This is a genomic window from Streptomyces sp. 8N114, from assembly GCF_052245835.1.
GTDB lineage: Bacteria > Actinomycetota > Actinomycetes > Streptomycetales > Streptomycetaceae > Streptomyces.
In genome coordinates, this window is the sequence record NZ_JBQQBT010000007.1 from 18437 (window position 1) to 44260 (window position 25824).

The 25824-nt window shown below is 72.6% G+C and carries 21 protein-coding genes; 13 read left to right on the forward strand and 8 right to left on the reverse strand.

Annotated features, from left to right (window positions below):
- The first annotated feature begins 58 nt into the window (after nt 1-58).
- The 7 genes from ACTWQF_RS16730 (at nt 59) to ACTWQF_RS16760 (ending at nt 7617) form a co-directional block, all read left to right on the forward strand.
- Nucleotides 59-1138 carry an acyltransferase domain-containing protein gene (locus tag ACTWQF_RS16730; RefSeq protein WP_443280191.1) on the forward strand — a complete coding sequence of 360 codons (1080 nt, stop codon included), beginning with the start codon at nt 59-61 and terminating at the stop codon, nt 1136-1138.
- Nucleotides 1135-3018 carry an acyl-CoA dehydrogenase family protein gene (locus ACTWQF_RS16735; RefSeq protein ID WP_443280192.1) on the forward strand — a complete coding sequence of 628 codons (1884 nt, stop codon included), beginning with the start codon at nt 1135-1137 and terminating at the stop codon, nt 3016-3018. Before ACTWQF_RS16730 ends, ACTWQF_RS16735 begins: the two co-directional genes overlap by 4 nt.
- Nucleotides 3015-4088, forward strand: a complete 1074-nt coding sequence (locus ACTWQF_RS16740) for a 3-oxoacyl-ACP synthase III family protein (protein ID WP_443280193.1) — start codon at nt 3015-3017, stop codon at nt 4086-4088. The genes ACTWQF_RS16735 and ACTWQF_RS16740 overlap by 4 nt, the downstream gene beginning before the upstream one ends.
- Before the next feature lie 83 nt (nt 4089-4171).
- Nucleotides 4172-4990 (forward strand): SDR family NAD(P)-dependent oxidoreductase, encoded by an 819-nt coding sequence (locus ACTWQF_RS16745; RefSeq protein WP_443280534.1) that lies wholly within the window; start codon nt 4172-4174, stop codon nt 4988-4990.
- 4 nt (nt 4991-4994) lie between these two features.
- Nucleotides 4995-6101 (forward strand): beta-ketoacyl-ACP synthase III, encoded by a 1107-nt coding sequence (locus tag ACTWQF_RS16750; RefSeq protein WP_443280194.1) that lies wholly within the window; start codon nt 4995-4997, stop codon nt 6099-6101.
- Entirely contained in the window at nt 6077-6346 is a 270-nt protein-coding gene (locus tag ACTWQF_RS16755; RefSeq protein ID WP_443280195.1) for an acyl carrier protein, read from the forward strand. Before ACTWQF_RS16750 ends, ACTWQF_RS16755 begins: the two co-directional genes overlap by 25 nt.
- On the forward strand, nt 6343-7617 hold the full coding sequence (locus tag ACTWQF_RS16760; RefSeq protein WP_443280196.1) for a beta-ketoacyl-[acyl-carrier-protein] synthase family protein: 1275 nt from the start codon (nt 6343-6345) through the stop codon (nt 7615-7617). Before ACTWQF_RS16755 ends, ACTWQF_RS16760 begins: the two co-directional genes overlap by 4 nt.
- 344 nt (nt 7618-7961) lie before the next feature.
- Here the strand turns inward: ACTWQF_RS16760 and ACTWQF_RS16765 are convergent, their stop codons facing one another.
- Both ACTWQF_RS16765 and ACTWQF_RS16770 read right to left on the reverse strand, forming a co-directional pair.
- Nucleotides 7962-8579 (reverse strand): hypothetical protein, encoded by a 618-nt coding sequence (locus tag ACTWQF_RS16765; protein WP_443280197.1) that lies wholly within the window; start codon nt 8577-8579, stop codon nt 7962-7964.
- 56 nt (nt 8580-8635) lie between these two features.
- Entirely contained in the window at nt 8636-9244 is a 609-nt protein-coding gene (locus tag ACTWQF_RS16770) for a hypothetical protein (RefSeq protein WP_443280198.1), read from the reverse strand.
- Between the two features lie 576 nt (nt 9245-9820).
- On the opposite strand from ACTWQF_RS16770, the gene ACTWQF_RS16775 reads away from it, so the two are divergent.
- Nucleotides 9821-11911: a SpoIIE family protein phosphatase gene (locus tag ACTWQF_RS16775; protein ID WP_443280536.1), complete on the forward strand. Its 2091-nt coding sequence runs from the start codon at nt 9821-9823 to the stop codon at nt 11909-11911.
- Nucleotides 11912-12121: 210 nt separating this feature from the next.
- On the forward strand, nt 12122-12661 hold the full coding sequence (locus tag ACTWQF_RS16780; protein ID WP_443280199.1) for a hypothetical protein: 540 nt from the start codon (nt 12122-12124) through the stop codon (nt 12659-12661).
- 6 nt (nt 12662-12667) lie between these two features.
- Here the strand turns inward: ACTWQF_RS16780 and ACTWQF_RS16785 are convergent, their stop codons facing one another.
- The 6 genes from ACTWQF_RS16785 to ACTWQF_RS16810 all read right to left on the reverse strand — a co-directional run bounded on the left by ACTWQF_RS16785 (nt 12668) and on the right by ACTWQF_RS16810 (nt 20482).
- A complete protein-coding gene (locus tag ACTWQF_RS16785; protein WP_443280200.1) occupies nt 12668-13858 on the reverse strand; it encodes an MFS transporter in 1191 nt (396 codons plus the stop codon).
- Nucleotides 13859-13862: 4 nt separating this feature from the next.
- Complete coding sequence (locus ACTWQF_RS16790) at nt 13863-14498, reverse strand: GNAT family N-acetyltransferase (RefSeq protein ID WP_443280201.1); 636 nt, start codon at nt 14496-14498, stop codon at nt 13863-13865.
- Nucleotides 14491-15780, reverse strand: a complete 1290-nt coding sequence (locus ACTWQF_RS16795) for a type III PLP-dependent enzyme (protein ID WP_443280202.1) — start codon at nt 15778-15780, stop codon at nt 14491-14493. Before ACTWQF_RS16795 ends, ACTWQF_RS16790 begins: the two co-directional genes overlap by 8 nt.
- Nucleotides 15777-17102 (reverse strand): DUF6271 family protein, encoded by a 1326-nt coding sequence (locus ACTWQF_RS16800; protein ID WP_443280203.1) that lies wholly within the window; start codon nt 17100-17102, stop codon nt 15777-15779. The genes ACTWQF_RS16795 and ACTWQF_RS16800 overlap by 4 nt, the downstream gene beginning before the upstream one ends.
- Entirely contained in the window at nt 17084-18187 is a 1104-nt protein-coding gene (locus ACTWQF_RS16805) for a phytanoyl-CoA dioxygenase family protein (protein WP_443280204.1), read from the reverse strand. Before ACTWQF_RS16805 ends, ACTWQF_RS16800 begins: the two co-directional genes overlap by 19 nt.
- 240 nt (nt 18188-18427) lie before the next feature.
- Nucleotides 18428-20482, reverse strand: a complete 2055-nt coding sequence (locus tag ACTWQF_RS16810) for a prolyl oligopeptidase family serine peptidase (protein ID WP_443280205.1) — start codon at nt 20480-20482, stop codon at nt 18428-18430.
- A 169-nt stretch (nt 20483-20651) separates the two neighbouring features.
- Between ACTWQF_RS16810 and ACTWQF_RS16815 the strand changes: the two genes are divergently transcribed.
- From ACTWQF_RS16815 to ACTWQF_RS16830, 4 genes are all read left to right on the forward strand, one after another.
- Complete coding sequence (locus ACTWQF_RS16815; RefSeq protein WP_443280206.1) at nt 20652-21665, forward strand: FAD-dependent oxidoreductase; 1014 nt, start codon at nt 20652-20654, stop codon at nt 21663-21665.
- Between the two features lie 62 nt (nt 21666-21727).
- Nucleotides 21728-22936, forward strand: a complete 1209-nt coding sequence (locus ACTWQF_RS16820; protein WP_443280207.1) for a hypothetical protein — start codon at nt 21728-21730, stop codon at nt 22934-22936.
- A 158-nt stretch (nt 22937-23094) separates the two neighbouring features.
- Entirely contained in the window at nt 23095-24360 is a 1266-nt protein-coding gene (locus ACTWQF_RS16825; protein ID WP_443280208.1) for an FAD-dependent monooxygenase, read from the forward strand.
- Between the two features lie 220 nt (nt 24361-24580).
- Nucleotides 24581-25822, forward strand: coding sequence for a threonine synthase (locus ACTWQF_RS16830; protein ID WP_443280209.1), 1242 nt, complete (start codon nt 24581-24583; stop codon nt 25820-25822).
- The last annotated feature ends 2 nt before the right edge of the window (nt 25823-25824 follow it).

Genomic DNA, 25824 nt, shown 5'->3' on the forward strand with positions numbered 1-25824 from the left:
AGGGCGCCCTTCCCCGTCAGCAGAACACCCGCTCCCCACGTGAGAAGGAGAAAGGAATATGCCCCCAGCACACGACCGGCCGGAGCCGCCGGTGCCATGGGTGCCGTCCCGCGAGATCGTCGTCCATCTGTTCCCCGGGCAAGGAGATTTCGCCGTCTCCCCGTTGGTACGGGCCGCCCGTGACCACTCCGTGGTACGCGCAGCCGTCGCGGAAGTGTTCGCGCAGGTCGACGCGGTGAGCGACGCGTACGGGGTGCCGGCTCTCGGGCCTGCGCTGCTGGGGGACGCACCGCCGAGCGGTCGGGAGCTGGCCGCCGGGCCGCTGGGTACTTCGCAGGTGGCGCTGTTCGGCGCTTCCATGGCGATCCACCGTGCGCTGTGCGCGGTCGGCGCGGCGCCCCATCGGATGGTTGCCGTCAGCTTCGGAGAGATCGCCGCACTCACCGCGGCGGGTGTGTTCGGTGTGCCTGACGGTACGCACATCGCCTGCAGGCTCGCCCGCTTCCTGAGCCGTTGCCGTGGCGGCATGACGATGCTCGCGGCCGGAAACGGCGAGGCGGAGCGGCTGATCGCTGCCGCCGCAACCCGACGGGTGGCCGTGGCCTGCGTCAACGACCCGTACGAAACCGTCCTCAGCGGCCCGGTCCAGGAGCTCGGCCGGGTGGAGGAGCGGGCGGCGGACCAGGGGGTGGACGCCGTTCGGCTCCGGCTGCCCTTCTCCTCCCACCACCCGTCACTCACCACCCAGGCCGAGGGATTCGCAGCGGCGATCCGCACCGTGCCCGCACAACCGGCCCACACCCCGGTCCACTCGGCCGTGCGCGGCGGGCCGTATGGCAGGGGCGACGACGTGTACGCGGGACTGGCCGCCTGCCTGACCCGCCCGGCCCGGCTCCCCGAACTCCTCGCCCGCGCCGCGGCCCCCGGACCCACCCTGCTCCTGGAATCCGGTACGGGACAGGCCCTCACCCGCAACGCCCAGCGGGTTCTCGCCCAGCAGGAGAGCGCCGTCGTGGCGCGCAGCCCGCTCCACGACCCGGACTTTCCCTGGGAGCGCCCGGACCGCCTGCACCGGACCGGCGCGACGGAGGACAGGCACCGCACAGCTCGCCGACAGCCCCAGGGAGAGAACGCATGACGCCGACAGCCACCGACCCGCCGACCACTTTGCCGCCCGCGCACCGGCCCGGCACCGATCCTTTACGCACGCCCCAGGGGCAGCGCATCGCCGAAGCGCTCGGCCCCGTCCGGCCGCCCGGACCGGGGGAGGGGACAAGCCGGAACCATCAGACCCACCACGAGCTGGCGCGGCTGGCCAGGGTGCTGCCGCCCGCCCGCGAACTGCTCGGCGACCGGGACTGGGCAGCCGCACTGAGCGCCTGCACAGCCCTCGCCGATCCCGCGCTGTACATGACGGTCGTCAACCACTACGTCCTGTGCCTCGGTTCCGTCGTCGCCTCGGCGGACGAGCAGCAGCTTTGCACCGCGGATCTCGCACGGGTCGTGGACGACCTGGAGAGCGGCCACCGGAAAGGGGTCTTCCTCGTCACCGAGATCGGCGACGCCAACAGCCACCTGGCGCTCCGTACCACCGCCGAATTCGACCCGCAACGCCGTGAGTTCGTACTGCGCACGCCCGATCCCGGCGCCGCCAAGTTCTCCAGCGTCGGCACGCCGGGCAGGCCGCAGTCGGCTGTGGTGTGCGCCCGCCTGATGGTGGGCGGCGCCTGCTGCGGAGTCCATCCCTTCCTGGTCGACCTGTGCGACGAGCGGCGCACCGCCCCCGGGGTCGCCATCTCCAGCCCTCTCGGGGTCGAAGCCCTCCCGCTGGAGTACGCGCTGGTGCGGTTCGACGGAGCGCGGCTGCCCTACGACCGCTGGCTGCGCGGCGCGGCCGGGATCGACCCCGACGGCGTCTACCACGACCCCGTCGGCGACCCGGCCCGGGCCCTCAAGCGCACGCTGGACGTCGGCCGGCTGCTCTGGGCCACAGTGCCCTCAGCCGCAGCAGCAACGGCCCGCGCCTCCGCCGTGGCGGCGCTCCGCCATTCCCAGTACCGGCGCTCGCACGGCCGACTCGCCCCGCAAGCCCCGGTGCTGGCCTACAGCACCCAACAGCGCGCGGTGCTCGGCGCGTTGGCGGAGGCGTACGCCCTCAGCTGCGCGGCGACCACCGCGCTGGACATCTGGCAGCGGTCGGAGGCCGCCCGCAGTGGCCCCGCCGCCGAAGACCCCCCGACGACGGAGACGGCGTTCTCGCCGTGGGCCGGGGTCGACCGCCGGTTGTCCGCTTTCAAGGCAGTGGCGGTGGACGGTGCGGCCCGGGTCACGGCCGAATGCCGGCGCCGCTGCGGCCTCGCCGGTTATCTCACCGTCAACCGGCTCAGCGGATATGCCGGTTTCACGGATGCCTTCGGCGCGGCCGGCGGCGACAACCGGCTCATCCTGCTGGATGCCGGCCGTGCCCTGGCGGACGAGGGCGATGCGCCCGCAGGAGCCGACGGCACGTCCACGCCTGCCGACACCGACGATCCCTCCTGGTGGCTTTGGGCCGTCAGCACTCTGGAACGGCGGCTGACGGCACGTCTCCGCGCGGCGATCGACGAACGCCGTCAGCAAGGGCTGGACGGTATGGACCTGTGGAACCCGCTGCTGGAGCGGGCGCGGCAACTGGGCGAGGTCCACACTCTGCGGCTCGCCGCACAGTCCGTCGCCGACGCGGTGAGCGCGGCGCGGAATCCGGATCCTGCCCACGTCGCCCTGGCCGCCCTCCACGGAACGACACAGGCACTGCGGCTGGCCGGGCCCCTGCAATGGACCGGAGTGCTCTCCGCCGAGACCGCTGCCTCGCTGGAGGCAGCGGCGGACCGGCAGTGCGCCCGCCTTGCCCCGTACCTGGACGAGCTGGCCGTCGGCCTCGCTCCGCCCGAGCCACTGTCGCTCACCCCGCTGGCCGCTCCCGACTACGCGGCGGCGCTCCACTCCACCCGCACCTGGCCCGCCGGAGGACGCTCGTGACCGGTACATTTCTCCCCTCTGACGCGACGTCACGCATCGGCGTACTCGGTATGGGCACCTATCTGCCCACCCGGCAGCGCTCCAACGAGGAAGTGGCCCGCGAGGCCGGAGTCAGCGCCGGCTGGATCGCCGAACGTACCGGGGTGCGCAACCGCCATACCGCGGCTCCGGACGAGGCCGCCTCCGACATGGCAGCGGCTGCCGTACGCTCCGCCGTGGCGGCGGCCGGGCTCGACATGGAACAGCTGGACCTGCTGGTGCTGGCCACCTCGACCCCCGACGAACTGGGCCCGGCGACGGCCTGCCGCGTACAGGCCCTCACCAAGGCACGCAACGCCGTCGCCCTCGACGTCAGCGCGGCCTGCTCGGGCTGGCTGTTCGCGGCCCGTGTGGCGCACGACTACCTGCGTGGCGACGCCGGTACGCGTTATGCGGCAGTGGTCGGCGTCGAGGCGTACTCGAAGTTCCTCGACCCCGCCGACCGTGGCACCGCCGTGCTGTTCGCCGACGGCGCCGCCGCCTCCGTGCTGGGCCCGGTCCCCGCCGGGGAGGGGTTCTGCGACTTCCATCTCGGCTCCGACGGGACCCTCGCCGACAACGTACTGATCCCCGCCGGTGGAAGCCGGGCGCCGGCCGGCGTCGGCACGGTTGCCGACGGCCGGCACACCATCCGTATGGACGGCCGAGCCGTGCGGGACTTCATCGTCGAGATGTTCCCCCTCGTCGTCTCCGACAGCCTGACCCGCAACCGGCTGCGGATGGACGACATCGACGCCTTCGTCGCCCATCAGCCCAACCCCAGGCTGCTGCGTTCGGTCGGCACGGCGCTGGGCGTCCCGCCCGGCCGGCTGCCGATCATCGCGGACGAGGTGGGCAACATCGGCGCCGCCTCGGCGCCGTACGCCCTGGCGTCGGCAGCCGTGGACGGCCCGCTGCGGCGCGGGGACCGCATCCTCCTCGCGACCATCGGAGCCGGCATGACGTGGGGCACTGCCCTGCTCAGCTGGAGCGGCGCTCCCGCCATCCGCACCGCCCCCACCGCCGAACCCTTGGAAAGGAGCGCGCGTTGAACAGCACACCCGCACCCACCCGGACACCCGCACCCACCCGGACACCCGCACCCGCACCCGGAACCACAGCCGAAGCGTTCCGGATCGACGGCGCCCGCGCCCTGGTGACCGGCGCGTCGCGTGGCATCGGACGCGCCGTCGCCCTCGCTTTCGCCGACGCCGGGGCCGACTTGGCGCTGTCGGCGCGCAGCGAGGAGGCGCTGAAGGACACCGCCGCCGAGGTCGCCCGCCGGGGCCGGACCGCGATCCTGGCACCCGGCGACTTCTCTCGGGCCACTGCCGCGGGCGCGGTGGTCGACGAGGCGGCCGAGGCGCTCGGCGGACTCGACATCGTCGTCCACAACGCCGGCATCCTGCCCGGAGGACCCGACGGCGCACCGCAGCTCACACCGCTCCAGCACGCCCGGCAGGAGGACTGGGACGCCGTGGTGACCGTCAATCTGAACGCCTCCGCCGCGCTGTGCCGGCACGCTCACCCGCACCTGGCCGCCTCCGCACGGGCGAGCGTGGTGCTGATGTCCTCGGTCGCCGGTGCGGTGGGCATCCCCATGATGGAGGCGTACGCGGCGACCAAGGCGGCGCAGATCTCCCTCGCCCGGAGCCTGGCCGTCGGCTGGGCGCGGGAGGGCATCCGCGTCAACGCGCTGTGCCCGGGCTGGACCCGCACCGACATGACCACGTTCGCCTCCGGCACCGCTGCGCTGTCCGACTGGCTGATGGCACACGTCCCGCTGGGCCGGTGGGCCGAACCGGAGGAAGCCGCCTGCGCTGCGCTGTATCTGGCCTCGCCCGCGGCGGCCTTCCTGACCGGTCAGGCCCTGCTGCTGGACGGAGGACTGTCGGTGCCCGACGGCGGACTCGCCGGTATCCCCAAGCCGGCCTCCCCGTTCGCCGAGGTGTGATCCGGTGACGCCCCGGACCGTCCAGACCGCCCCGGCCGACGGGCGCGCCACCGTCGTGTGCGGCATCGGCGCCTGTCTGCCGCCGCAGGTGCGGAGCAACGCGGACGTGGCGCACGACGGCGCGCTCGCCACCAGCGACGCGTGGATCCGCTCGCGCACGGGCATCGCCCACCGCCGCTGGGCCGCGGCCGGCACCGCCACCGGCGACCTGGCCACGGCCGCCGGCCGGGCCGCGCTGGAGTCCGCCGCCGGAGCACGCGCCGACATGCTGCTCCTGGCCACCACGACACCGGACCGGCGCTGCCCTGCCACCGCGCCCGAGGTGGCCCGACGCCTGGGCCTGGGCACCATCGCCGCCTTCGACCTGGCCGCCGTCTGCTCGGGCTTCGTCTACGCCATGACCGTCGCCACCGGACTGGTCCGCTCCGGGCTGTGCGACCGTCCGCTGGTCATCGGCGCCGAGACGTACTCGACCATCGTCGACCCGCAGGACCGGGACACCGCCGTCGTCTTCGGAGACGGCGCGGGAGCCGTGTTGTTGCGGGCCGGGGACCGCGGAGAGCCCGGCGAGGTGATCGCCTGGGATCTCGGTGCGGACGGGTCCGGAAGCGACCTGATCTCCATCACCGCAGGTGGTTCGAGCACACCCGCTACGGAGACCACGCCCCCGCGCGACCACCGGTACCTGCGGATGCGCGGGCGCGAGGTCTACGCACACGCGGTGCGCCGGATGACGGAGTCGTCACGCACCGCGCTGCGCCGGGCCGACTGGGAGCCGTCGGTGCTCGGCGCGTTCATCGGCCACCAGGCCAACCAGCGCATCCTCGACACGGTCGGCGACCGGCTCGGAGTCGCGCCCCGGCACCGGTACGGCAACATCCGCGACGTCGGCAACACCGCGGCGGCCTCCGTGCCCCTGGCCCTGGCCGACACGGCAGCGCGCGACCTGGTACGGCCGGGCACCCCCACCTTGCTGACCGCCTTCGGAGGCGGACTCACCTGGGGGTCGATCGCCCTCACCTGGCCCGCCGCCCGGCCCCGCGCCAACTCCCCACGCCAAGACCGGCAACAACGAAAGGAAGACCCATGGACCCTGTCCACGACTACGTGACCACCGTGCTCACCGACAAGTTCGAAGTGCCCTCCGACGGTGTCCGGCCCGGGGTGACCCTCACCGAACTGGGCCTGGACTCCCTGGCCGTCACCGAACTCCTCGTCACCCTCCAGGAGCACTACGGCACCGCCGCGCCCGACGATGCGGTCTCCGGCGAGGCCACGCCGGAGGATGTCGTCGCGCTGGTGCATGAGCTGCTGGGCGACACGCAGCAGCCTGCCGGGCAGCTGGGGGAGGAGTGACCGGCGCCCGCACCGGCTCAGCTGCGGCGGTCACCGGCGTCGGACTGGTGACACCGGCGGGTGTGGGCACCGAGGAGACCTGGCAGCGGGTGTGCTCCGGCCGGCCGACCGCAGCCGACGACCCCGAGCTGGCCGGGGCGCCGGTCAGCATGTCCTGCCGGGTGCGCGGGTTCGATCCACGCCGGCACGTGGGCGGCGCGCAGCCCTGGCGGTACGACAGGTTCACCCAGTTCGCCCTGGTGGCGGCCCGCGAAGCGGTGCGGGACGCCGCGCTGGACCCGCGCAGCTGGGACGGCGCGCGCATCGCGGTGGTGCTGGGCTCCGCCGCGGGAGGGATCGGCAGCTACGAGCAGCAGCACCACCGGCTGCTCACCACCGGGCACCGCGCGGTCTCACCGCTCACCCTGCCCGGCTTCCTGCCGAACATGGCCGCAGGCCAGCTCGCCATCGACCTGGGCATTCACGGACCGGTGCTGCACACCGCGACCGCCTGCGCCTCCGGGGCGACCGCACTGGTGACCGCCGCCATGCTGCTGGACAGCGAAGCCTGCGACATTGCGGTGGCCGGCGGCAGCGACGCGATGGTGACGCCCTTGTGTGCGACGGCGTTCGCACGCGCCGGCGCCCTGTCCCGGCGAGGCGGCGATCCGGCGGGCGCCTCCCGCCCCTTCGACGCCGCGCGGGACGGATTCGTACTGGCCGAAGGCGCCGGGGTGCTGGTACTGGAGCGGGCGGCGGACGCGACCGTGCGGCACGCCCCCGTCCGGGCCCTGCTCACCGGGCACGGTTCGACGACCGACGCCCACCATGCCGTTGCCCCGCGGCCGGACGGCCGCTGTCTGCGGGACGCGACGGAGCAGGCCCTCGCGCGGGCCGGCGCCGACCGTGCCGACGTGGACCACGTCAACGCCCACGGCACCAGCACCCCGCTCAACGACAGCACCGAGGCAGCCGTACTGCGCGAGCTCTTCGGCCCCGACGGTCCCGCCGTCACCTCCGCCAAGGGCGTCACCGGCCATACGATGGGCGCGGCGGGCGCCGTGGAGGCCGCACTCACCGTCCTGACCGTGCAGCGCCAGACGGTGCCGCCGACCGCCAACTTCCGCAGCGCTGACGAGGGCACGTCGGACATCGACGTCGTGCACGGGGCCGCACGGCCGCAGCCTGTCGGGCTGGCGGTCAGCAACTCCTGCGGCTTCGGAGGGCACAACGTGGTGCTCGCGTTCGCCCCGGCTCCTACGGTGCGCCGGGCGTGCCGGAGCCGGGTGTGAAAGGGGTCGAGGGGCGGGGCGGCGCAAGGTCGTCCTCGTCGTCCGGCGCGGCGGCAGCACGAGCCACCCCCAACCGGAGCTCCGCCGGGGGTACGGAGTGCCCGGCTGCCGGTTCGCCCCTCATGGCCAGCGCATAGTGCTCGGGATCGGTCATGACCGACGGTTACCTCCGCCGGCCGGCGACCAGGCAGCCACCCCCGGAAGACCACCCGTGCTGCGGTACGTCACCCACCCGCAGCCCCTCGCAGCGCCCCTGCCGGGCTCACCCTCCGACTTCTTCCGGGAGGTGCCCCGGGCGGCCGAGTCCGGCAGGGGCGGAGCGCGGTGGCTCCTCGGCCGTGGTGTCAGCCGCAGTGCTGGGCCTTCTCGTCCTCGGTCATCGCACGTGTGTGCTGGGTCTTGGTGCTCGGCGCGTCCGGCTTGGGGCCGGTGGCCTCGAACGGCACGTACCAGATGTAGTGGCCGTGGAACCGGTCCGGGAAGTGCAGCTCGTACTTCCCGCTGACGGTCTGCATCTGCGCCTCGCGTGTCACCCAGCCGACCTCACCCGGCCGGACGTCGATGTTCGTCTGGTCCGTCTCGGTGTGGGAACTCTCCCAAGTGTGCTGGTAGTTGGTCTCGATGCTGACCTTGAACGCTTCGGCGAAGCCGTACTCGGCGCTCAGTGAGACCCCGACGCTGTTGGACTCGCCGGTGGTGTCGGACCAGCCGACGGTGGAGCGCTGGGGGTCCTGCGTGCAGTTGTCAGCGCTGTCGCCCACCTGGTGGGCCTCGCCCATGGAGTCACGGGGCGGTCCGTCGGGGTGGAAGACGCAGACGTCGGTGCCGTTGTCGCACTTGTCGAGCAGCTCCCGCGTGGTGGGCGGGTCGTCGTCGGCCTGCGCCACGCCGGGGGCGAGCGCGGCACTGCTCGCTGTCACGAGGGCGGCCAGCAGGACGGACCACCTGACGCGTTGGTTCATGGGGGGTTCTCCTCACAGGAGGTGGGGGGTTGGTGAAGTGGCGCCGGTGTGCGGCGTCAGCTGAAGCCGATGGACTGGGTGCGGTCGTTCATCAAGGCACCGATGTCGGAGGTGTTCTCCTTGAACGGGCCGTCCCGGTCCCCGCCGAGGTTGGGCTCCGGGTAGAGCCAGACCCAGCAGTTCCCCCACGGCTGAACCGAGGAGATCCGGTTCTTCCAGGCGTCTTCCAGGTCGTGCTGGTAGTCGACCCAGCCGTCCTTCTCGCACAGCCCCTCGCCGCTGATGGTCAGCGAGTCGCCGCCGAAGCCGGGATCGTCGAAGAAGGTGCCCTGGATGACACTGTCGGCCTGCCGGTCGCCGTCCGCCGCCGGCGACCTGGCCTCCGCGCGGAACCGGCTGTCGTGCACCGCCGTGCGGGCGGAGGCCGGTGCGTCGTCGATGCGCCCGCCGCTGGCGTGGTCGACGGCCTCGGTGAAGCTGGCGTAGCAGCGTTCGGCGCCGGTGCTCAGGTCGAGGGTGCAGTGCCGCGGCTGCCCGCCCTCGCCCGGCGCGGCCGGACCCGTCGGGGCGGCCTGTGCCGCGGGCGCGGTGACCGCGCCGGCCAGCAGGACGGAGGCGGTCAGGGTGACCGAACGCCTGATGCGGTGTCTGGGCCGGGAGATCATGTGGAGCCTCCAAGTGTTCGTGGGGCACGCCTAGTTGGACGTGGAACAGCAGTACGCGTGCTCGCTCGGCCCAGGCTGAAACAACAAGCCCGTTATTGCCCGGAAGTTACCGGGCGTAACAGCTGTGACGTGGCGGCCGTGCCCGGAAATGTGGGAGCCCCGGCGCGGCATGGGAGCGCGCCCGCACCCGGCCCCGTCGCCGCCTACGCCGTGGAAATCGGTCCGGGCCTACGCCGGGCAAAAGCGGGCCGGCGCGATCTCCGTGACGCCCCCGTTCGGCTGATCCCCCGGACACGGCTCGGACCGCGTTCCCGGCTCGGCCGGCCGTCACCCGGCCCGCCCGTCGGTGTGCCGCCACCGCGTCGGCGGGTTCGTACCGGAACATGGCCAACGGCGGCCGGGTGCGGGCGGCACACCGCGCACGGCCGCCGGCCGCCGGCTGTCGGGCTGCCGACAGCCGGCGGCCCACCTTGGTCCAGCTTCGGGAGCGGCGTGAACGGTGAGAGCGGTACGGCGCGGGCTGCCGGCTCGGACGACCCCGGCTGGGAGCAGCTGGATGCTGTCCTGACCGATGTCATGGGTGCGACCGAAGCCTCGGTGGGCCTGGTGTATCTGCTGCCGCCCGGCGAACGGGTGCTCCGCCTCGCGGTGGTGTCCGGCGTCTCCCGCAGCATCGCCGCGCCATGGGCCCGGATCCCGCTGGACGCCCCCATCCCGGTGGCGGTCGCGATGCGGCGGCGGCGGATCGTATGGCTGGCCAGCCAGGAGGAGGTGGCCCGTCAGTTCCCCAGGCTCGGCCTTGTACTGCCGTACGACTTCCGGCTGGCCGCGGCGCCCGTCGTCATCGGCGCCGCGGCGCGGGGCGGCATCGTACTTCTGTGGCCGACCGAGCACCCGCCGCGGCTGAGTCACCGTGAACGCCACGTCCTGGGAGCGAGTTGCCGCAGCACCGCCCGCGTTCTCAAGCAGGCCGCCGACAACGGTCGTCCGCTGCTGCCGCAGGACGAGCCGCGGCTCCTGCGCCCGCAGAGGTCCGGTGAGCCCGATCCAGCTCAGGCGAGGGCGGCATTCGAGTTCGCCGAACGCTTCCCGGAGGGTTGCTGCTCGCTGAACATCGAGGGCCGGATCGTCTTCCTCAACTCCGCGACCGCCCAACTGGTGGGAGCCGACGCGGCGACGCTGCTGGGCACCCGGCCCTGGGAGTCGCTGCCCTGGCTGCACGACCCGGTGTTCGAGGACCGGTACCGGGCAGCCATGGTCGCCCGGCAGCCGTCCACCTTTACCGCTCGGCGACCGCCCGACACCTGGCTGTCGTTCCGGCTGTTCCCCGGTGCGGGCGGCGTGAGCGTCCACATCACCCGCGCCGACACCGAGGACATCCCCACGTCCCCGGACCGGCGCCCGGACAGGGCTGAGCGGCCGGCCGGTGCGCTGGCCCTCTACCACCTGACGCACTTGGCGGCCGTCCTCAGCGAGGCGGTGGGAGTCAACGACGTGGTCGAACTCGTGGCCGACCAGCTTGTGCCCGCGTTCGGCCCCGCAGCACTGGCCCTGCTGACGGTGGAAGAGGGCCGTCTCCGCGTCGCAGGCCACCGCGGCTACGCGACCGAGCAGCTCGACCGCTTCAACGCGGTCCCCCTCTCCTCCGGTATGCCCGCGGCGCGGGTGCTGGCCAGCGGCGTCCCGGCCTTCTTCGCGAACCCCGTCGACCTCGAACGGGCCTATCCGCCCGCCGTCCGCCACGACGGGATGGCCGCCTGGGCGTTCCTGCCGCTGACCGCCTCCGGTAAGGCCATCGGCACTCTCGTGCTCGCCTACGAGCAGCCCCACGCCTTCATGCCTCCCGAAAGAGCCCTGCTCACCTCCTTGGCCGGGCTGATCGCACAGGCGCTGGACCGGGCCCGCCTCTACGACACCCAGCGGCAGCTGGCCCACAGTCTGCAGACCGGTCTGCTGCCGCACAGCCTGGCCACCGTCCCGGGCCTGGAAGTGGCCGCCCGCTACCAGCCCGCGGCACGGGGGCTGGACATCGGCGGCGACTTCTACGACCTCATCCGCTGCGACCGCACCGGCGCTGCCGCGGCCATCGGCGACGTCCAGGGGCACAGCACCACTGCCGCAGCGCTCATGGGGCAGGTGCGGACCGCCGTACACACCCACGCCACCGCAGGCGCGTCGCCCGGCGAGATCCTCGCCCGCACCAACCGGCTCCTCATCGACCTGGACACCGGCCTGTTCACCAGCTGTGTGTACGCGCACCTCGACCTGGCACGGCAGGAGGTCAGGCTCGCCTCCGCGGGACACCCTCCACCGCTGCTGCGCCATCCCGACGGCCGCACCGAGATCCTCGGCCTGCCGCCCGGTCTGCTGCTCGGCATCGAGGCCGACACCGACTACACCACGACCGACATCCCCCTGGAACCCGGCTCCGTCCTGGCCCTCTACACCGACGGACTCGTCGAGGCCCCCGGAGTCGACATCGGCGTGTCCACCGCCGCGCTGGCCCGAGAACTCTCGGACGCCACCGATCGCAGCCTCGAAGACCTCGCCGACTCCCTCACCGCACCCACCGCCCAGCACACCCCGCCCAGCGACGACATCGCCCTGCTCCTGCTGCGCCCCACCGGCGGTCGGCTCGACCGGGAGCAGGGGGCCGGTCCCGCATGAGCGTGTCCAGGAGCCGCCGGACGGTGGACGGCTCATGAAGGTCGAGCCGGCGGCCACGGTCGTCGGCGACACCGCCGGAGTGCAGACCTCGGAGCTGCCCGTTCCGTGAGCGTTACGCCCCACGGCTGAGCGGACCGGTCCTGCGGTCATCCTCCCGGACGAGTGGATCAGGCTCCCAGGCTGACGGGATGCGAGGAACATCCCAGCAGGATGAGGCGCATGAGCACTCAGATGACCACCGCAGCTTCGAGTACGGCCGCCGATGCGCCGCGTTGGGCGGTCTGGGCAGCACATGCGACCACGCTGGTCGTGCTGCCGAGCGGGCTGTGGCGCATCGCTTTGGTACTCGGATATCCGGCCGGCTACACTGACGAGGGCTTCACAGGCTTCCAGTCGTTCGGCGCGAAGGTCTGGATGCTGACGCTGAGCGTCGTCTGCGAGTTGCTGGCGGTCCTGACGGTCGGCCTGGTACGGCCGTGGGGCGAGGTCGTACCGCGCTGGATACCGCTGATCGGCGGGCGCGCCGTCCGCCCCATGGCCGCCGTCGTCCCGGCCGCACTCGGCGCGGTCGCGCTGACCGCGCTGTGGGCCGGCGTGCCCTGGTGGTGGACGTATCCGCACGACGACATGACCGACACCGGGAACGTTGTCGTCGGCATCCTCTACCAGCCGCTGATCCTCTGGGGTCCGCTGCTCGCCGCAGTCACCGTCTCCTACTACCGGCGCCGGTGTCGGCGGCGATCTGCCTGACCGGTCTCAGCGCGGTGCGGTGGCCACCGGGGTCCACCGGATCCGGGTGCTGCACAGGGACACCACGGCTGCCGAAGCGGCGACGGCCGCCATCCCCCAGGCCAGGTTGCTCGCGCTCGCGACGAAGCCGATGAGCGGCGGCCCGGCCAGCAGCCCGGTCGTTCCCATGGCGGCGACCAGCGTCAGCGCGTCCGAGCCCTCTCGGGCCGCGGCCGCGTAGACGCACGGGGTGACGGCGGCAATTCCCAGTCCCACGCAGGCGAAGCCGAGAAGGGCCGTCACCACACCGCCGCCCACCACGGCGCAGGCGAGCCCGGCGGCGGCGAGCACGCTTCCCAGCAGGACCACCCGGCCGTCGCCCCAGCGGTAGCGCCAGCCGTCGGCGAAGAGGCGGGCGAGGACCATCATTCCGGAGACGACGGCGATCCCCAGCGGCGCGATCTGGGCCGACGCCTTCGCGATGTCCCTCATATAGAGAGTGGACCAGTCGTTCATGGCGCCCTCGGCGATGGTGCCGAACACCATGGCGCAGCACATCCACAGCGTCACCCGGGACGGCACGGCCCACCGGGCGCGGGCCTGCTTCTCCGCGCCCTCGGCGGGCCCGCCGTCCGCGAGCAGTCCGGTCCGTGCGTAAGCGCCCAGCAGCACGAGGACGGCGACCGCCACCCCGAAGTGCACCCCGACCGAAGGGGTCAGCGCGTTCACACCGGAGGCGAGCAGCGCCGCGAGCAGCGAACCGCCGCTGAAGGTCGCGTGCAGTCTCGCCATGGCGTTCCGCCCGTAGCCGGCCTCCAGCGCCGCCCCTTGCGCGTTCATCGCGACGTTCAGGCACCCGACGAACACCCCGTCGACGCACATCACCAGCAGCGCTACGGGGTAGTTGGGGGCCGCGGCCAGCGCGAGGAGCAGCAGCGTCAGGCACAGCTGGGACAGCACGGCGAGTCGCCGGGAGCCCAGGCGCCTCATCAGCATCGCCACCAAGGGGAACGACGCCGCGGCGCCGACCCCCGCCGCCATCAGCAGAACTCCCACCTCCGCGGCGGTCAGGCCGAGGTCTTCCTTGATCGCCGGTATCCGTGCGGCCCAGGTGGCGTACTGGAACCCGAGGGAGCAGAACAGCGCGGCGATGGCCGACTGGCTGCGGAAAAAGGCTCTGCGGGTGGAGAGATCGCGGATATCGCGGACAGGGAACACTGGATCAGCTCACTTCGTGCTGCAAGGACGGGCCGCGCCGTGTCGCGCTTCCCGGACCGGGCCGTCCGCCCGGGCCGGAGAGCACCGGCTTGGACATGTACACCGCGTCTGTGCCGTAACCGCTGCCCGGGGGAAGGACTTTCGGGTGCGCGACGAATCCGCGTGCCGACCAGAACCGGTCGCTGCCGCCGACGGCGACCAGGGAGATCCGCTCGTCCCCGCGCGCCCGTGCGGTACGGGTGAGGTGGTGCAGGAGGAGCCGCGCCAGTCCCCGGCGACGCAGGGGCCGGGCGACCACGATGTCGTGCAGATGCAGATTGCCCGCCGCAAAGGCGGCGGAGGTGTGCTCCGTCCGGCCCAGGTCCGGGTAGTTGAACGCCGGATGGGGCAGCGCCAGCACGTAGCCAGCCGTCCGGGAGCCGACGTCCAGCGTGAAGCATGTGCCCGGTGACGCGGACGCCCGGGACTGCAGGGCGGCCCGCTCCTCCGACAGACCCAGTCCGGCGTAGGCGTCCCGCTCCAGCTCCTCGATGGCGTCCCAGTCGCCCTCGACGATGCCGCGGATGCGAACAGTTTCATACGGCCATGTACGAACGGCTTTCGTGCGAACGGCTTCCTCTGTCCGGATGGCTTCACCCATCGCGGCCCTCCCCGCCCATGGCCCGGCCGCCGCGCGATCCCGCCGTGAGGTACGGAAGTGGCGCGATGCCGTTGAAGCCGCGGGTCGTATAGCTGAGCGCGTACGCGCCGCAGGACAGCACCCAGACGGGGTCGCCCGACGCCAGCGCCCTGGGCACCGGGACCAGGGCGTGGCCGGGGGAGTAGGCGTCGTCGCTGTCGCACGTGGGGCCCGCGAGCACGGCCGGGACGTACGCGCCCCCGGCGTGCCCCGGAAACACCAGCCGGTACTGCAACGCGTCCATCTCGTACAGGCCGTTGAACTTGCCGCAGCTCAGATACAGCCAGTGCTGCCGCTCGCCGTTCGGCTTCGGGCGCTCCGCGAGACGGGCGACGTGCGCCCGGATCGCCCCGTGGTCGGCGACGAGATGCCGCCCCGGCTCGACGACGAACGCCAGGCGACCGCCCACAATCCGGCGCAGGCCGGCCATGCCCTCCCGGATCACCGCGAAGATCTTGTCCAGGGGCGGATCGAGGGGCTGTCCGCGCCGGTCGAGGTACCCGAGCGCGGGCAGGCCGCCGCCCAGGTTGACGTGGTCCGGCCGTATTCCGCGGCGGGCCAGGGCGTGCAGGACATCGCCCAGGCTCTCCAGCGCGCCGTGCCACGCCTCGGGCGCCATCTGCTGGGAGCCGACGTGCACGGACAGGCCCGAGGGCACCAGCCCCGCTTCCCGGGCCCGCTCCAGCACCTTTGCGGCCTCGGCAGGCGGGCAGCCGAACTTGTCGCGGAGGCCCCATACGGCACCGTCCCCGCCGGTCGTCACCCGGCAGAAGACCCGGGACCCGGGGGCATGGGCGGCGATGGCCGCCACGTCCTCCAGGCTGTCGGTCGCGAAGTCCCGGATGCCGAGCCGGTGGGCGGCGGCGATGTCCCGGTCGGACTTGACGGTGTTGCCGTAGTGCATCCGGCGAGCCGGAACCCCGGCCCGCAGCGCCTGCTCCGCCTCGCCCGGGCTCGCCGCGTCGATACCGGCACCCTTGCGCGCCAGGGCAGCGAGCACCTCGTCCACCGGGCACGCCTTCATCGCGAACCGGACCCGGACTCCGGGCAGTTCCCGGCACAGCGTCTCGTAGCGCTGCTCGATGCCCGCCAGGTCGAGAACGAGCCGGTCCCCGGCCGCACCGGCGAGCGCCTCGGCGAGGGGCGCGCTGAGCCCAGGGCCGCCCTTGGCGCCCGTGACGCCTGCGGTGCCCGCCGCGGCCTCGATGCCCGGCCGCGGCGCCGTCCCTGTGCCCGTGCTCATCGCCCGCTCACCCGGCCGGACTGCGGGCTCAGGGGCGTGTTCCGGGCCGCGGTCATCAGCTCGTCCCATGCCTCGGTCAGCAGCGCGAAGTCCTCGATGTCGCTGCGGGCCTCGTCCAGCAGGCGCTCCCGGTGAGCGGCCAGCTGGTCGGCGAAGGCGGTGTACCGGCCGCCCAGCCGCCGGTAGGCGGTGTCCAGGGCGTCGAGCCGCTGGACGTTCTCCTGCCGGTCGAGCCCGGTGGCGTCCCTGGCGTACGCGGCGACGGCGGATGCGCGTGGCTGTCCCTGGTCGTCCAGCAGCGAGTCGCCGGCCCCGGCCATCCTGTCGTAGACGAAGTGGAAGTAGCGCATCGACAGCAGGAACTTGGTGAAGCGCCTCTGGTAGGCCATGAAGCCCGGGCCGGTTCTGCGCTCGGCCGTGTAGTAGTTGACGATGTTCCGGTTGTGCAGCACACCGGGCAGCTTGGCGGCGTGGAGCAGGTGGAACAGGAAGTAGTCGCTGCCGATGGTGTCCCGCGCGGGCGGCAGCGGCACCCGTTCGTGCACGCCGTGGAAACTGATGTTGCACATGTCCACCCGCATCGGGTCGACCACCGTCAGCACCGAGTGGTCCCGCTCGAACGGCTGCGTGCCCGCGCCGCGGAACGACTCGTCCACCAGCTCCCGTTTCTGTTCGGCGGACCAGCCCGCGGGTGCCCAGAGGCTGACGACGTCGTGGTAGACCTCCGGGTCGGTGGCCAGGATCTCGCCGATGTCCACGGACAGTTCGCCGATGAACGAGCTGCCCACCATCGCGACCCGGCGGTCCATGAGCTCCGCCGCCAGCGCCGTCCCACCGACGCCGGGCGCGGCCTCGGCGGCACGCTTGCCGAGCGACAGCAGCTCGTGGTGGACGGGGAAGACCGGGCGGCCGTCCACCATCTGGTACCGGCTGTCGGAGTCCCTGCGGTGCACGGACTCGCAATCGAGTGCGGCCGCGATCAGGAAAGCACGGTCGGTGCAGGCCCCGTAGGAGAGGCCGTCCGGAAGCAGCAGGTCGCGCAGCAGTTCCGGCTTGGCGCTTCCGGTGCGGTCGGTCACCCGCCGCAGGAAGTCCCGCTGCTGCGCCTCGTCGAGGTGGTGCACCGTGAGGCGAGGCGAGGCGGGCAGCAGTCGGACGGCCTCGGCGTGCTCGGCGTACACAGGTGGCGCGCAGGAGTCGAGGATCAGCAGGTGGACATCGTTGTCAAAGTGCGTGCCGGCGTAGGCCGCTTCCTCGCCGACGGCGGCTATCGTCGCCGCACAGGGCCTGTTGGTGGGGAGGGTCAGGCAGATACTGCGCATGTCTCTTCCCTGGTGACCTCGACCGCGTCCGCTCCGGCGCCGGTCTCGGCGCCCTCCCCGTGCCAGGACTCCGTGTGCCACGACTCCAGGCCCAGCAGCCTGGCGCCGAGTCCGGTGAGTTCGGCGGGCCCGTACCGCAGGGACTCGTGCATTCTGCTGTCACCGATCAGCGTCGCGTTCCACTCCGGAGTGCTGAGGTGGCGCCAGGAGCCGATCCGCGACTGCCGCAGCGCCCGGTGCGTCTCCAGTGCGGGCATCATGGACACGTACTGGACCGAACGCACCCCGTTCTTCGAGGTGTTGGGCGCCACCCCGTGCGCCAGCAGACCGTTCCAGATGAGCAGATCGCCGGCTTCCAGTTCGGGCCGTACGACGGGCAGCTCGTCCCGGTCGATCGCGGGCCGGATCGGGTCGCGGCCGTCCGGCTGGAGCGCTTTCCACCGGTCGAACTGCCGGAACAGCTCGGGGCAGCACTGGAAGCCTCCCCGTTCCGGTTCGCTGTCGTTGAGGGCGATGACGCCTTGGACCCGCTGGGGCGGTACGCCGAGCGAGGTGTCGATGTCCCAGTGCAGTTCGATGTCGAAGCCGCGCTCCCGGTGCTCGATCAGGGCCCGGTCCCGGTTGCGGATGTTGGGCGGGTTGAGGTTGAGCCGGTCCAGGGTGACCCACAGCTCTTCGCAGTCCCACACGTCGACGAAGGCGTCGTAGACCCGCGGTGTCTGGCGGCTGTCCCAGATGAGCTGGTGGTGGTACGCCTCGACGAAGCCGTAGATGTGGAGCTCCCGTTCGAGGTCGGAGCGGAACTCACGCTCCTCGTACCAGGTCTCGGGGCGGTCGGGCGCAAGCCCTTGGAACTCCCAGGCGAAGTCCAGCAGACGCCGGGCGGCGGAGGCCGGAATCGCCTCCTTGACGACGACGTACCCGTAGCTCTGCCAGAAGGAGAACTGCTCCTCGGACAGCACTCGCAGCGGGCGGGTCTTGCGGAGGTCACGTAGTGGCGTCCGGGCCAGATACGTGTCGCCGTCCGCGCTGAAGTAGGGGATGTTCGTTGCGGCTCGATGGAGATAGCGGTCAGGCGTCGCCATGTGGTGCTCCAGATGCTCACTGTCGCCCCGGGCCGGGGGCCTTCGGAGGCGCGGTGAAATGAACCCGCGCCCGCCCGGAAACGGAACGCGCGCCACCCCTGCCCCTCCATTGACTTGCGCCCCACCATAGTTGGACTAGACCAAAGGGAATGTCAACTCCCGTCCGTACGGCCGCAGGTGGGCGCGCCCCGAGGGGGCGCGGGCCAGGGACACCCCCTCACCGGAACAACGCAGGGCCCCTCAGCGCGGCACCCGGCCCTCGTCGCTCAGGGTCCGCCAGAGGAAGGTGTGGATCAGTGCTTCGACGAACGCGGCCTGCTCGTGATCGGCGGCACCGGCGTGCCCGCCGCCGGTGTTCTCGAAGTACCGGACGGGCAGCGCCAGTTCGCGCATGCGTGCGGCCATCTTCCGGGCATGGCCCGGATGGACACGGTCGTCGCGGGTCGAGGTCGTCAGCAGCAGCGGCGGGCAGGCGAGTCCGGCGTGCACGTTGTGGTACGGCGACCAGCGGAGCAGCTGGGCACGCTCGTCGGGGTCCTCGGGATCGCCGTACTCGGCGATCCAGGACGAACCCGCGAGCAGCCGGTGGAAGCGGAGCATGTCCAGCAGCGGCACCTCGGCCACGACAGCGCCGAAGAGTTCGGGGCAGCGGGTGAGCATGACACCCATCAGCAGACCGCCGTTGCTGCCGCCGGCGATACCGAGCCGGCCCGGTGCGGTGATGCCCCGCGCGGTCAGATCCCGGGCGACGGCCGCGAAGTCGTCGAAGGCCCGGTCCCGGCCGGAGCCGAGCGCCGCGCGGTGCCAAGCGGGACCGTACTCGCCGCCGCCGCGGATGTTCGCCACCACATAGCTGCCACCGCGCTGGAGCCACGCCCTGCCGGTCACGGCGGAGTAGGACGGGGTGAGGGACACCTCGAACCCGCCGTAGGCGTACAGCAGCGTGGGAGCCGGCCCCTCCTGCCGCTCCGGCCCGACGACGAAGTACGGGACCCGGGTCCCGTCCGCCGAGAGGGCGAAGTGCTGCTGCACGGCCAGTCCCTCGGCGGCGAAGCGGTCCGGCGCCTGCTTCAGCGTCTCCGGGTCGCCCGGTACGTCGGCCACGGCGCGGCGCAAGGTGGCGGGCTGGAGGAATCCGCTGACGTCGAAGAGGACCTCCTCCGCGTTCTCGTCCTCCTCGTCGGGGGCTGTCGCGGTCACCGTGGCCGTGGACAGCGGCGGCACCTCGCCGAGAGGGCTGCGCGACCAGCCGCCGCCGGTGTTCGGAGTGAGCAGGTGCAGCCGCGAGGAGACATCGGTGAGGGTCTCCACGACCACGCGGCGGCGGGTGGTGGCATAGCTTTCGAGAACGGTGTGCTCATCGGGCATGAACAGCACCTGGTGCTCCCGCTCGCCGCGGAGGTAGTCCTCGAAGGCGAAGGCCAGCAGCGCTCCGGCGGGCCGGTCCAGCCAGGGGGAGCGCAACTGGACCAGGAGCCACTCCCGGTGCACGGTGGCCTCCGCGTCGTCGGGCACCTCGATCCGTACCGCCGGTGCTTCGGACCTGAGCAGGAAGTACTCGCTGTGCCAGAAGTCACGGTGCCGGACGGCCAGATCCCGCTCGAACCCGGGAGCCGGATCGTGCCAGGCGGCGACGGACACGTCCTCTTCCCGTCCTTCGAAGACGACCGGCGCCTCGCCGAGCGGCGTACCGCGGCGCCAGCGCCGCACCGTGCGGGGATAGCCGGAGGTGGTGAGCGAACCGGGACCGGTGTCGGTACCCACGAAGAGATGGTCCTCGTCGATCCAGCTGACGGAGCTCTTGGCCTCGGGCAGCTGGAAGCCGTCCGCGCCGTCCGCCACGAACGAGCGCCCTTCCATGTCGTACTCCCGCACGACCACGGCATCGGCCCCGTCCCGGGACAGCTTCACCAGCGCCCGCTTGTGGCCGGGCCGCAGCACCGAGGCGCCCGACCACACCCAGGGCACGTCCTCCGCGGCGGCCAGCGCGTCCACGTCGAGCACCGTCTCCCAGCGCGGGCCGGGGCGGCGGTACTCGTCGAGGGTGGTGCGCCGCCACACCCCTCTGAGGTGGGCGGCGTCGCGCCAGAAGTTGTACAGGTGCGGGCCGCGTCGTACGACGTACGGGATGCGTGCGGGGTCGCTCAGTACTTCCCGCGCCTCCTTCCGCAGCTCCTCGAACCCGGGATCGGCGGTCAGCTCCGCCTCGGTCTCCGCGTTCCGCTCAGCCACCCAGGCGAGCGCGGCGTCGCCCTCGATCTCTTCCAGCCACAGGTACGGGTCGTTCTCGATCACACCTCATTGTCTCTCCCTCCCTCCCGCGGCTGTTCACCCGTGCGGCCAGGGACCGTCGGACGCCGTCGGCGGGCCGGCGGCGTCATCGGTGCGATCGTGGAGCCCGACCCGCCCGGGAAGGCGCCATGGGTATTCGGAGGTCAGTGGTCGGATGTCAGGGGAGTCGCACGTGGAGGCGGAGCTGGTCGTCGTCGGCGGAGGACCGGCGGGCGTGGCGGCGGTGCTGATGGCGGCAAGCCTCGGCCTGCGCACGGTTCTGGTCGAGGCCGGCCGGGTCGGCGGGAAGCCATGGGAGATCGGCGCGCTGGAGAACGTTCCGGGAGGCTGGTCCGACGGTGCCGCCCTCGCGGATGCGCTGGCCGCGGACGTCGCGCGGCTGCGGGACGCCGGCCGGTGCGCGTTCGTGGGCGCGCGCGCCGTCCGGGTGCGCGCGTACGAGGACCGGGCCGACACGGTCCTGGCCGACGGCCGTACCCTCGCCGCGGGCGCCGTGGTGGTGGCCACCGGCGTCACACCGCTGACGCCTGGGCACGTGACGTGGATCGACGCGCCGGAGGAGCTGTGCCCGCCGCCGCTGTGGCGCGCGAGGCCCGAGGACATCGGGTCCGGGACGGTCGAGGCGGCCAGGCCCGGGAGCGCCGGGGATGCGGGCGTCCGGCTCGGCGGCGCCGGGCCGGAGGCCGACGAACGCGGGAACGCCGAGGCCGCGGGTGTCGGACGTGGGGGTCCGGCGGTGGTGCTCGGCGCGGACCGTCCGCTCGGCACCTGGCTGCGTGCCCATCCGGACGCCGCCGTACGCCTCGACGTACTGCATCCACCGGGCGATGCCTACAAGACGGCGGAGGTGGCGGACGACAGCAGGGTGCGGCTGTCAGAGGTCGAACACGTCACCGTTGCCCCGGAGGGAGCCGGTTTCCGAGTGGCCGCGCGACGTAGCGACGGCGGGGTCCGCGAGGTCATGACGCACGCGCTGTTCGGCAACATCGGTTCCCGTCCGGCGCTGCTCGACGGCGATCTCGTGTCCGGTCCGGACGGCTACTGTGCGCCTGCGGCCCAGCATCCGCGGATCCTCGTCGCGGGAGACCTCCGCTCGGCCCGCCACCAGCGCATCGTCACGGCCCAGGGCTCCGGCGCCGAGGCAGTGCTCACCCACTACTACGCGGAGCGTGGACTCGCCGGGTGACGGCGTGGACAGGTGCGGAATTCCGTTCGCGGTGCGCTTCAGGACGTCCCTAAGGTGGTGCCGTGGACGACGTGGACGACGTGGACCGTAGAACCGCCGAACCGACCCTTGCCGAGCGCGCGGACCTGCTGCTGGGTGCGCCGCTGGGACGGGACTTCCTGGGCACGTTCGTCGATTTCGCCCTGGACCACACCCTGTTCGCCGAGCTCGGTCTGGGGGACGTACCGGGGACGGTGATGTTCGTCGTCGAGGACGACGGGCCGGGGTCCGAGCCCCGTAGCCGTACCGTCCGCCGGCGCAAGCGCAGGGACTGGCGCGACGTCCCCGCCGGAGAGGTGCGGGCCGTACTGCGGGACGCCGTCGGCCGGGGAGAGTGGCGCGGCCTGGGGGAGCTGTCCGAATCCGAGCTGATGGACCAACTGTCCGGGGTCACGGAGGGGTTCGGTTTCGGCGGCGGCGACACGGCGCTGTGGGGCCTCACCGCGCTCGCGGCCGAGGAACTGCGGCCGGTCGCCGCGGCGCTCGTCGCGTCACCGGCGGCCTCCTGGTGGTGGGACCCGGTCGACCGCTCGGACCAGCGGCAGTTGATATGGGCGGACACGGACGACAACGGCGGCGGGGGAGGGCTGGCCGGCGTCGAGGAGGCCATGCGGCGCGATATGGCACGCGAGCGCTCCGCCAACGAGAAGGGGCGGCGCCGGCGCCCGCGTCCCGGCGAACGGAACCTCGGCGCGACCTGGTGGTCGGCCCCGGACTTCGCAACGGGCACCTGGACCACCGGCCCGCGGGGCGGACTGCCCGCGCTCGAACTGGGCCACTTCATCGACACGTTCGCGCCCTTCGAGGAGTCCACGGCGACCGTCGGCAGCCTCACCGTCGGCGAACGGGCCCGGGTTGCGGAGATCCGGCGCCCCCACGACTGGCTGGACCTCGTGTCCCGCTTCCCCCGTGACGTGTCGGGGACCCACGACGGGGAGTGGCGCGACTGGGGCGACGTGGACGGCCCCTGGTACCTGCCCGACTGGGAGGCCGTGGCCGAGCACTACGACGGGGTGCATGTCACCATCGGCGGCTATCTGTCGTCCTGCGGCCTGGCCCAGCCCGTCCACGACGGCTGCACCATGCTCGCCGGATGGGTGCCCGGCGCCACGGTCTGGCTGCGGGACGTCGCCACGGAGTACCGGCGGCTCGGCGTATGGCGCGGTGCCCCGCAGGAGTGCGGTGAGTGGGAGGACGTCCTCGCCGGCTGGGAGCCGTACGCGCCGGAGTGACAGAACGGCACCTGCTGCGGTGTCTGTAGGCGATGTGTGGGCGGGCTGTAGGGGCCGTCGGCGAGGTGTCGGCGGTCTGTCGACAGCGGGCCGGAGGCTCGTGGGCGCCGCCGGCACCGGGAGGAGACGTCCCGGGCCGGGCACGGAAGGAGAACACCATGGCACCCGACACTCAGCCCACCCGCACCACGCCCGGGACCGCATCAGCGCCCGATACCGCATCAGCGCCCGGGACGTCCGGCAAGGGCCGCGTCCTGATCTCCGGCGCGAGCGTGGCAGGACCCGCCCTCGCGTACTGGCTGCACCGCTACGGCTTCCGGGTCACCGTCGTCGAACGGGCTCCGGACCTACGGCCCGGCGGCCAGGCGATCGACGTGCGCGGCCCGGCGGTCGAGGTCGCCCGGCGGATGGGTGTGCTGGACGAGCTGCGGGCCCACGCGACCGACCTGCGCGGCATGTCCGTACTGGACGAGGACGGCAACGAGACGCATCGCAGCACCGAGATGACCGCGAGCGGCGGGCGCCTGGACCGCGACGACGTCGAGATCCTCCGCGACGATCTGGTCCGGATCCTGGCACGCGCCGGCGGCCCCGGCATCGAGTATCTCTTCGGCGACTCGATAGCCCGGCTCGACGACGGCCCGGACGAGATCCGGGTGCGCTTCGCCGGCGGGAGCGAGCGCGCGTTCGACTTCCTCGTCGGGGCCGACGGTGTCCACTCGAACACCCGCGCCCTGGCCTTCGGCCCGGAGGAGAACTACTTCTGGCCCCTGGTCGGACACCTCGGGGTGTGGACGGCCCCGAACATCCTCGACCTGGACCGCTGGCAGATCGTCTACCGCACCCGCGACGAGCAGGCGTGGGGCGGCCTGGTGATGAGCGTACGCAAGAACACCGAACTGCGCGTCTACGTCGGCCTGAACGGGCTGGACCACAGCGACCCGGCGCTGCGTGACCCGGAGGCGCAGAAGCGGCTGATCGCCGAGCGGTTCGCGCACGCGCGCTGGGAGATGCCGCGCCTCCTTTCCTCCATGTGGGATGCACCCGACTTCCACTTCGACGCCGGGGCGCAGATCCATATGGATTCGTGGGCGAGGGGCCGGGTCGTGCTGTTGGGCGACGCCGGGTACTGCGGTTCGCCCGCCTCCGGCCAGGGTTCCAGCATGGCGCTGGTCGGCGCGTACGTCCTGGCCGGGGAGCTGAAGGCCGCCGACGGCGACCACCGCGCGGCCTTCGCAGCGTACGAGCGTGAACTGCGTCCCTGGGTCACCGCCAACCAGGCTCTGGCCGACCGGATGATCGACGACGCGGAGCGCCAGTCCGCGGAGGCCGAACGGGAAGAGGGGGGCGAGGAATCCCTCCCGGCCGCTGTGGACGACGCCTATTACGCCGTCGTGGACGACTTCACCATCCGCGACTATTAGGCCGTGTCCGGCGGCTCTTGCGCCCCGGCTCCGCCGCCGCAGTCACCGCCGAGCTGTCCGGCCGATCTTGGCCAGCCCTTTCCGTGTGCCGGCCAGGGGATGCCCCTGTCCGGCACCCGCAGCCTGCGGGCTCTCCCCCAAGCTCTTCGAGCAGGGAGGTACCCCCAGGCTGAGCGCGCAGTTCCCCGCGCCCCTCGGGCGCAGCGTTAGGCTCCGGATCATGACTGTCACCACCACCGCCTCGCTGGCCGTCGGCCAACGCTCCCTGGGTGATCCGGAGATCCGCTTTCCGCTGTGGCCGCCGCTGAGGCGCGGCTGTCCGCGCTCGGGTTCGGACGGTATGACGTACCCGGTGGAGGTGGACTACGACTACGCGCGCGTGCCCGACGGCTTCTTGACCGCACCGGCACCGCGCGGCTCCGGCCTGGACCGCTGGGCGCCGTTGCTGCCGCCGCTCGCCGCGCCGGGCCTGGGCGAAGGCGGCACTCCGCTGGTGGAGATCGGCGACGGGGTGTACATCAAGGACGAGTCGCGCAACCCCACATGGAGCCACAAGGACCGGCTCAACCGCTGTGCCGTCAGCGCCGCCTCGGCGCTCGGGGCACCCGGCGTCGTGGTGGCGTCGTCCGGCAACCACGGAGCCTCCGCCGCGGCGTACGCGGCACGGGCCGGACTGCGCTGCGTGGTGCTCACCTCGACCGGACTGCCGCCTGCCGTCGGCTCGTTCCTCGCCGCGTACGGGGCCGTGGTGCTGCCCGTGCCCGTCGAGGACCGGTGGCCGCTGACCGAGCGGATCGCCGAGGAGTTCGGCTTTCATCCGGTCAGCAATCTGACCAGGTTCCATACGGGCCATGCCTTCGGCCCCGAGGGCTACAAGACGGTCGCGTACGAGATCGCGGCCGAACTCGGCGTGCCGAAAGCCGTGTTCGTGCCGACCGGTTACGGCGAGCTGCTGTTCGGCGTATGGAAGGGCTTCGACGAGCTGCACCGGCTGGGCCTGACCGACCGTACTCCGCGCCTGTTCGCGTGCGAGCCCGCAGCAGGCGGGCCGCTGGCGGCGGCACTGCACGCGGATGTGCCCGCCACCGGGGTCGAGGTGGGCGACACGGACGCGTACGGCATCGACTGCCGGGTGAACAGCTACCGAGGCGTCCTCGCCGTCAGGAACAGCAACGGCCGTGCCCTGCTCGTCGACGACCCGGCGATGCGCCGTGCGCAGGCCGAACTCGCCAAGCAGGGGATGTGGGTGGAGCTTTCCGCGGCGGCGGGCCTGGCGGGACTGCGTACCCTGCCGGACACCGGAGACGACGAGGACGGCGCGCGCTTCGACGGGCCAGTGGTGTGCATCTCCACATCCAGCGGCTTCAAGGACGCCGGAACCGGCACGGACACCCCACCACCCGCAGACCCGGCCTGGGAGGCGGTCCGGGCCCGACTGCGAGCGGCGGGCATCGGAGCCTGACA